The organism is Litchfieldia stipae (genome assembly GCF_014837155.1).
GTDB lineage: Bacteria > Bacillota > Bacilli > Bacillales > Bacillaceae_L > Litchfieldia.
The window spans coordinates 1-8,314 of record NZ_JACYHA010000042.1; the positions used below are offsets into that span (position 1 = coordinate 1).

7 protein-coding genes are annotated in these 8,314 nt (G+C 39.6%); 5 read left to right on the forward strand and 2 right to left on the reverse strand.

Annotated elements, in window-relative coordinates; genetic code table 11:
* Nucleotides 1-200: 200 nt before the first annotated feature.
* Nucleotides 201-347 (reverse strand): YuzL family protein, encoded by a 147-nt coding sequence (locus F7888_RS22045; protein ID WP_191783512.1) that lies wholly within the window; start codon nt 345-347, stop codon nt 201-203.
* A 387-nt stretch (nt 348-734) separates the two neighbouring features.
* Here F7888_RS22045 and F7888_RS22050 point away from each other — a divergent pair, with 387 nt between their 5' ends.
* From F7888_RS22050 to gcvH, 5 genes are all read left to right on the forward strand, one after another.
* On the forward strand, nt 735-3,119 hold the full coding sequence (locus F7888_RS22050; RefSeq protein ID WP_191783514.1) for a 3-hydroxyacyl-CoA dehydrogenase/enoyl-CoA hydratase family protein: 2,385 nt from the start codon (nt 735-737) through the stop codon (nt 3,117-3,119).
* Nucleotides 3,120-3,154: 35 nt separating this feature from the next.
* A complete protein-coding gene (locus F7888_RS22055) occupies nt 3,155-4,330 on the forward strand; it encodes an acetyl-CoA C-acetyltransferase (RefSeq protein ID WP_191783516.1) in 1,176 nt (391 codons plus the stop codon).
* Between the two features lie 22 nt (nt 4,331-4,352).
* The gene (locus tag F7888_RS22060; RefSeq protein WP_191783518.1) at nt 4,353-6,137 is read left to right on the forward strand and encodes an acyl-CoA dehydrogenase family protein; all 1,785 of its coding nucleotides are present in this window, start codon (nt 4,353-4,355) and stop codon (nt 6,135-6,137) included.
* Nucleotides 6,138-6,461: 324 nt separating this feature from the next.
* Nucleotides 6,462-6,821: an arsenate reductase family protein gene (locus F7888_RS22065; protein ID WP_191783520.1), complete on the forward strand. Its 360-nt coding sequence runs from the start codon at nt 6,462-6,464 to the stop codon at nt 6,819-6,821.
* A gap of 70 nt (nt 6,822-6,891) precedes the next feature.
* Nucleotides 6,892-7,272 (forward strand): glycine cleavage system protein GcvH, encoded by a 381-nt coding sequence (gene gcvH / locus F7888_RS22070; RefSeq protein WP_191783522.1) that lies wholly within the window; start codon nt 6,892-6,894, stop codon nt 7,270-7,272.
* A gap of 100 nt (nt 7,273-7,372) precedes the next feature.
* Here the strand turns inward: gcvH and F7888_RS22075 are convergent.
* Nucleotides 7,373-8,314: IS3 family transposase (locus F7888_RS22075; RefSeq protein WP_191783524.1), on the reverse strand; the 942-nt coding region annotated here is incomplete at its 5' end.

The window sequence follows — 8,314 nt, forward strand, 5'->3', positions numbered from 1 at the left end:
TCATGACGACACCCACCTACTATTTATTAAATCAATTATAAATTAAAAAAGAGAAAGATAGGAATAAAAACCTAAGTTTCTCTTTTATGAGGACTTTTTCAGTGGCCTCGCTTTGCTCCTGCTGGGTCTCACCTTGTCCACTGTTCCCACGGGAGTCTCCGTGTATTCAGACTGCTATAATTCTCATTTTCAAAGCTCTTTTATTTATCTTGGGTTGAGTCAGCCCCGTATTGTTGGTTTGATGATTGTTTTTTGCTGAAATGTTCTCTTGAATCAGGTCCTGCATTGCCCTTCACGCTAGCAGCACTTACAGCCGCTTTAGATGGGTTTTTATCACGTTTTGCCATGTTCATCACCTCCATCTGTTAGAGTCACCAGTTTTAAACATTCCATTCTTAGATTGGATAACTCCTTGTTTATTTTGGCTATTTTCGTTTATATTTTTGCTTTTGATACCGCAGCCTGAATACACTCCGCGTCCTGTGGGAGCCAACTAGTCGCACGGGAGTCCCCCGTGTATTCAGTCTGCTAGAAATCGATTCTCAATTAATTCGCCTCAAAAAAACAACAAACTTTAAGAAAACAGCCTTTATTTTTAACAGATTTTTCAAAAAAATCATTGCGAGAAAGTAAAATCTCAGATATATTTATAAGTAAGTAGCTCGAAATGTCATCGGGATATTTTTTTGAGCATAAAATGAATGAGTATTCATTCAAAAAGGGGGAAGCGATGGATGATCCAACGAATAAAAAAAGCGGCTGTACTCGGTTCAGGTGTAATGGGATCTGGAATTGCTGCACATTTAGCGAACATTGGGATACCCACTCTTTTATTAGATATCGTACCAAAAGAAACAACGAGTGCTGAACAAGCAAAAGGATTAACACTTCAAGATAAAGCTGTTCGAAATCGACTGTCTGAAGCAGCTCTAAAAAAATTAGTAAAACAAAAGCCAGCTCCACTTACTACAAAAGAAAATCTGTCCCTACTTACAGCTGGAAATTTAGAGGACGATCTCGAAAAGCTTTCAGAAGTGGATTGGATTATTGAGGTCGTTGTAGAAAATCTAGAAGTGAAGAAAAAGGTCTTTACAACTGTTGATCAATATAGAAAGCAAGGAAGCATCGTCAGTTCAAATACATCGGGGATTTCAGTGGAGGCAATGGTCGAAGGGCGCTCCGATGATTTTAAACATCATTTTTTAGGAACACATTTCTTTAACCCTCCAAGATACTTAAAGCTTTTAGAAATTATTCCAACTAAGCACACGGGTACAGAAGTATTAAGCTTCATGAAGGAATTTAGTGAAAATGTTTTAGGAAAAGGTGTTGTGGTCGCTAAGGATACACCTAACTTTATTGCGAACCGAATCGGGACGTATGGTCTTCTTGTTACACTTAGAGAGATGCTCAAAGGTGACTACAGTGTTGGAGAAGTAGATTCTGTCACAGGACCACTGATTGGGCGGCCCAAAAGTGCCACCTTCAGAACACTTGATGTCGTTGGATTAGATACATTTGTTCACGTGGCCAAGAACGTTTACGAACAAGTGGAAGGCTCAGAAAAAGAAGTCTTTGAGATTCCTAGTTTCATGCAGGAAATGGTTCAGAGAGGCTGGATTGGAAGTAAGGCGGGTCAAGGATTTTTCTTGAAAAAAGGAAAAGAGATTCTCGAACTCAATCCCCATACACTAGAGTACGAACCAAGAAAAAAACTATCCTCTCCATTAATTGAAATGAGCAAGCAGCAAAAAGGACTATCCAACAAAATGAAAACGCTTATATCCGGCGAGGACCGAGTTGGAAAGCTTTTATGGAACATTACAACCCCAACAATCATCTATTCTGCCGAATTACTAGGAGAGATTGCTGATTCCATTGTCTCCATTGATCAGGCAATGAAATGGGGATTTGGGTGGGAGTTAGGTCCATTTGAAATGTGGGATGCAATTGGGTTAGAGGCATCTGTTAAGAGGCTAAACGCAGAAGGAGTTACTATCCCAAAATGGGTCAATGAAATGATCGAAGCTGGCCATACGTCTTTCTACCAGAACGATGGTGCAAGTGTTACTTACTATCATCAGGGCACATATCTTCCAATCGAGAAGAATCCTAAGCAAATCCATATAAAGCGACTGAAAGAAGCAAATGGAGTCATTAAGAAAAACGGTGGAGCTAGTTTAATTGATCTTGGTGATGATGTCGCTTTGCTAGAATTTCATTCAAAAAGCAATGCCATTGGACTTGATATTATTCAAATGATTAATTATGCGGTTGAGGAAGTTGATCGAAATTACAAGGGGCTTGTCATCGGAAACCAAGGAAAGAACTTCTGTGTTGGGGCAAACCTTGCCTTAATTCTGATGGAAGCTCAAGATGATAACTATTTTGAAATTGAAATGGTTGTCCGTCATTTCCAGCAAGCAATGATGAACGTGAAATATAGTGCGAGGCCAATTGTAGCAGCACCGTTTGGGATGACCCTAGGTGGTGGAACAGAAGTATGTCTTCCTGCTAGTGCGATTCAAGCTTCGAGTGAAACCTATATGGGCTTAGTTGAAGTGGGAGTCGGCTTAATCCCTGGTGGGGGTGGAAACAAGGAATTATATTTGAAGCATCTTGAAGGACTACCTAGTGGGGTCCAGTTCGATATACAAAATGTTGCTAATAAAGTATTTGAATCGATTGCGATGGCGAAAGTGTCAACCTCGGCTGCTGAAGCAAGGCAAAATAACTTTTTAACTGCTAGGGATGGAATAAGCGTTAATGGGGATCATTTACTCCACGATGCAAAGCAACGAGTGCTTTCACTATTTAATACAGGCTATAGTGCACCACAACGTAAAAAGATTCCGGTTATTGGTGAAACGGGATATGCAGCTTTATTACTTGGCGCGCAGACAATGAAGTACTCTGGCTATATTTCTGACCATGATATGAAAATTGCATCAAAGCTTGCTCATGTGATTGCAGGGGGCAAAGTCCCGTTTGGAACTGAAGTGGATGAGCAATATTTACTTGATCTAGAACGCGAGGCATTTTTAAGTCTTGTTGGAGAACCAAAATCTCAAGCAAGAATGCAGCATATGCTTGTAAAAGGGAAGCCATTACGTAACTAGGAAATGGAAGCATATTCGAAACAGGGGGGAATTGTGTGAGAGAAGCAGTCATCGTCGCAGGAGCAAGAACGCCAGTTGGAAAGGCAAAGAAAGGGTCATTAGCACAAGTCAGACCAGATGATTTAGGGGCACTGGTTGTAAAGGAAACATTAAAACGTGCAGGAAATTATGATGGAAATATAGATGATTTGATTATAGGCTGTGCAATGCCTGAAGCAGAGCAGGGACTGAATATGGCAAGAAATATCGGAGCACTTGCAGGATTACCATACACTGTCCCAGCCATCACAATTAATCGCTATTGTTCGTCAGGGTTACAATCAATTGCTTTTGCAGCTGAAAGGATTATGCTAGGACACTCTGATACCATCATTGCAGGTGGAGCAGAATCTATGAGTCTAGTTCCAATGATGGGGCATGTCACTCGTCCTAATCCCTTCCTTGCTGAAAATGCCCCTGAATATTATATGGGTATGGGACATACCGCGGAGCAGGTTGCCTTAAAGTATGGGATTAGTCGAGAAGACCAAGATGCTTTTGCGGTAAGAAGTCATCAAAAGGCAGCACAAGCTTTAAAAGAAGGGAAATTTGTGGATGAGATCGTTCCAGTGGAAGTAACACAAAAAACAATTGATGCTCATCACAAATTAAATGAAAAGAATTTCACTTTCTCAATGGATGAAGGTGTAAGGTCAGGGACTACGATGGAGGTATTGGCTGGGCTAAGGCCTGCATTTTCGGTCACTGGATCAGTGACAGCAGGTAATGCATCACAAACAAGTGATGGAGCTGCAGCAGTGATGGTCATGGACCGTGAAAAAGCAGAATCACTAGGATTACAGCCGTTAGCTAAATTAAGATCATTTGCTGTTGCAGGCGTTCCACCTGAAATCATGGGGGTTGGACCAGTAGCGGCAATTCCTAAAGCGTTAAAAATGGCTGGATTAGAACTCTCGGATATTCATTTATTTGAATTGAATGAAGCCTTCGCCTCTCAAGCGATTCAAGTCATACGTGAGCTTGGTATCAATGAGGAGCTTGTGAATGTCAATGGTGGCGCGATTGCACTTGGTCATCCATTAGGATGTACAGGGACGAAGCTTACACTGACACTTTTACATGAATTAAAACGAAGACAGCAACAATTTGGTGTTGTCACCATGTGTATCGGTGGCGGAATGGGAGCTGCTGGAGTCTTTGAATTACTCTAAAGGTAAATAAGGGGGAAATAGCATGTCAAAAGCGACTGAAGGTTACGTAAAAGGTGGAGCATTTTTAATAGAAGATCTTGAGGCAGACCGAATATTTACACCAGAGGATTTCAACGAAGAGCATGTGATGATTGCAAAAACGACTGAGGATTACATTACAGGTGAAGTAAAGCCAAAAATTGAGGAGATTGAAAACCATCAGTTTGACCTATCAGTGAAATTATTAAAGCAAGCTGGGGACCTTGGCTTATTAGGAGTAGATGTTCCTGAAGAATATGGAGGACTGGGTCTTGATAAAATTAGCTCATCTGTGATTACAGAGAAATTCTCAGCTGCAGGCGGATTTTCTTTATCATACGGGGCTCATGTAGGAATCGGCTCTTTACCGATTGTCTTATTTGGAAATGAAGCACAAAAGAAAAAATACTTACCATACCTTGCCTCTGGAGAAAAACTTGCAGCTTACGCTCTAACAGAACCAGGTTCAGGTTCAGATGCTTTAGGTGCAAAAACAATGGCCAAATTAAATGAAGAAGGAACTCATTATATTTTAAACGGAGAGAAGCAATGGATTACAAACGCTGGTTTTGCGGATGTCTTTATTGTTTACGCAAAGGTTGATGGTGAGCATTTCTCTGCTTTTATTGTAGAGAGAGATTTCGCGGGTGTTTCAACAGGTCCAGAAGAAAAGAAAATGGGAATTAAGGGTTCATCGACAAGAACCTTGAATCTTGAAGACGTTGCTGTTCCGAAGGAGAACCTTTTAGGGGATTTAGGTAGAGGTCATATCATTGCATTTAATATCTTAAATATTGGTCGTTACAAGCTTGCTGTTGGGACTGTTGGCGGATCGAAAAACGTGATTGAGCTAGCAGTTAAATATGCGAATCAACGCCAGCAGTTTAAAACACCAATCTCAAAGTTTTCATTAATTCAAGAAAAATTGGCGAACATGGCAACCAAGACATATGCAACAGAAAGCTCCGTTTATCGAACGGTCGGCCTCTATGAGGATCGCATGGGACAACTAACAGATGATGAATTAAAGGACGGGAAGGCAATTGCAAAAGCAGTCTCAGAGTATGCGATTGAATGTTCTTTGAATAAGGTATTCGGCTCTGAAACTCTAGATTATTGCGTCGATGAAGGTGTACAAATTCACGGTGGTTATGGATTCATGGCTGAGTATGAAATTGAAAGAGCGTATCGTGATTCTCGTATTAATCGGATTTTTGAAGGGACTAACGAGATTAACCGTCTCTTAGTACCAGGCACTTTCTTAAGGAAAGCCTTCAAGGGTGAGCTTCCATTACTTCAAAAAGCTCAAGCTTTGCAGGAGGAATTGATGATGCTCATGCCTGAAGAGGTAGGGGTTGGCACTCTCGAACAAGAAAAATACCTGGTTCGAAACGCTAAGAAAATTGGCCTAATGATCGCAGGATTAGCTGTCCAAAAATACGGGACTGATCTTGAAAAAGAACAGGAAATTCTAGCAAATATTGCTGATATCGTCAGCAATGTCTATGCCATGGAATCTGCTGTTCTCCGTACTGAAAAGGCCATAAACAAGCAAGGTATTGAAAAAAATAAACAAAAAATATTATACACTCAAGTCTATTGCCAAGAGGCATTTAATGAAATTGAGGCACATGCTAAAGAAACGCTATGCGCAACAGAACAGGGAGATAGCTTACGAATGATGTTATCTGCATTACGGAAGTTCACTCGCTACACACCGATTAACGTCGTTGCGAAAAAACGTGAAATAGCAGCCAGTATCATGGAAGCAGAGAAATATACAGTATAAGCTAACTAAAAATGATTCATTTGGGTAGTCTATTTTTGATAGACTGCCTTTTTAAATTTGACGTTTGCTAATAAGCAGTCTGAATACACGTAGACTCCTGCGGGATGCGTGGTCAAAGTGAGACGTGAGCAGGAGTTGGAAGCGACGAGGAGGCTCGCTGGTCACCCCGCCGGACGCGGAGTTTATTCAGGCTGTGGCTTAAAAAATATACAATACAGCTATTTTATCAAAAGTTTTGACTCTAGATATTATGAATTGGACAAGTCATGTGATAAAATACTAAATTAGAATGGAAAGATTTGCTTTAGATAGGTGGTGAGGTTCATGTCCTTAACATTTTATTGGTACCCAAAATGTAGCACATGCCGTAATGCAAAGAAACTATTAGAAGAGCATGATATTAAATTTGAAGAAGTACATATCGTTGAACAAAATCCATCTCGTGAAGTACTAGCTGATTTATATCAGAAAAGTGGACTTGAGTTGAAGAAGTTCTTTAATACAAGTGGACAAAAATACCGTGAACTTGGATTAAAGGATAAAATGAAGACAAGTACAGATGACGAATTATTAGATATCTTAGCTACAGATGGTATGCTTGTGAAACGCCCACTGTTGACAGATGGAACAAAGGTAACGGTTGGTTTTAATGAACAGATGTACAAAGATCATTGGTTAGCTTAATGCCTGAATTAGAAGATCAAATTGGAATCTTTTAATCATATATCATTACATAATCTTGGAGGGTATCACGATGAACATACCAAAGGAATTGCGTTATTCAGAAGAACATGAATGGGTAAAGGTTGAAGGAGATAAGGTCCGTATCGGCATTACAGATTTTGCACAATCTGAGCTAGGTGATATCGTATTTGTTGAGTTACCAGAGGTTGGAGATGAAATCGAAGCTAACGAGCCTTTTGGTAGCGTTGAATCAGTAAAAACTGTTTCTGAGCTATATGCTCCAATTAGTGGGAAAATTGTGGAAATTAATGGCGACTTAGATGATAGCCCTGAATTCGTTAATGAATCTCCATACGAAAAAGCATGGATGATCGTCATCGAACCATCAGACGCAGGTCAAATTGAGAAATTAATGACTGCTGAACAATATGAAGAAAAAGTAAATAACTAATAATTCTTAAGCTGATTTGTGATGGTGAATCCATCCAAATCAGCTTTTTTTGGCAAGTTGGGGACGGTTCTGATGTGACCCCCAAAAGTTAGAGTATATTTTATGCAGCTAATTGGCTGGTATGTTTACGGTATTCAACCGGGCTCATGCCAGCCAATTTTTGCTTAATACGCTTGTTATTATAATAATGGATATAGTCTTCAATTTTCTTTTTTAATTCATCATATGAGCACAGTGCTTCTCCATGGTACATTTCTTGCTTTAGTAATCCAAAAAAATTCTCCATAGGCGAATTGTCCAAACAGTTTCCCTTACGGGACATACTCTGGAACACCTTGTGTTCCTTAAGCTTATTTACCCATTTATTATGCTGGTAATGCCAACCTTGATCAGAATGTATGGTCGTTCTAAATGGTGAATCTTTCACTATTTCTAGTGCTGTCTTGAGAGGTTTGAGCGCTAATTCTAAGTTTGGACGCTTATCTATGCCATGAGATATAATTTCCCCATTGTACATATCCATAATTGGGCTAAAGTATAACTTCGCATTCTCAGAACACTTGAATTCAGTTATGTCTGTTGTTAATTTTTGATGATAAACATTTGTGTGAAACCTACGTTTAATACGGTTTTGCGCAACATTTCCGATTGTTCCCTTGTAAGAAACATATTTGCGTGATTTTCGAGTAAACTTATCACCTTTAATACCAAGTTCATTCATAATCCGTTGTACTTTCTTATGATTGACTTCCATTCCACGATTCTTCAATTCTAATTGGATACGACGATATCCATAATTGCCATGATTCTCAACAAATATAGAGTGAATGGTCTCCTTTAATTCTTGGTTTGGATCGACTCTATTCATCATTTTAATATGATAATGATAGGAAGATTCAGGAATACCGACTATTTGTAAAACATCCTTTAATTTGAAGGTTTCTTTGAGTTCGAATGATAATGCTGCTTGTGCTTTTCGAGATAGTTTTCCGGATCCATCTGAAAAGCTCGTAACTTTTTTAAGTATTCTACCTCTAGACGA

Bases quoted from the DNA above. Each gene is read 5' to 3' on its own strand.
- gcvH (WP_191783522.1), top strand. From the start codon at position 6,892: ATGAACATACCAAAGGAATTGCGTTATTCAGAAGAACATGAATGGGTA.
- F7888_RS22050 (WP_191783514.1), top strand. From the start codon at position 735: ATGATCCAACGAATAAAAAAAGCGGCTGTACTCGGTTCAGGTGTAATG.
- F7888_RS22045 (WP_191783512.1), bottom strand. From the start codon at position 347: ATGGCAAAACGTGATAAAAACCCATCTAAAGCGGCTGTAAGTGCTGCT.
- F7888_RS22060 (WP_191783518.1), top strand. From the start codon at position 4,353: ATGTCAAAAGCGACTGAAGGTTACGTAAAAGGTGGAGCATTTTTAATA.
- F7888_RS22065 (WP_191783520.1), top strand. From the start codon at position 6,462: ATGTCCTTAACATTTTATTGGTACCCAAAATGTAGCACATGCCGTAAT.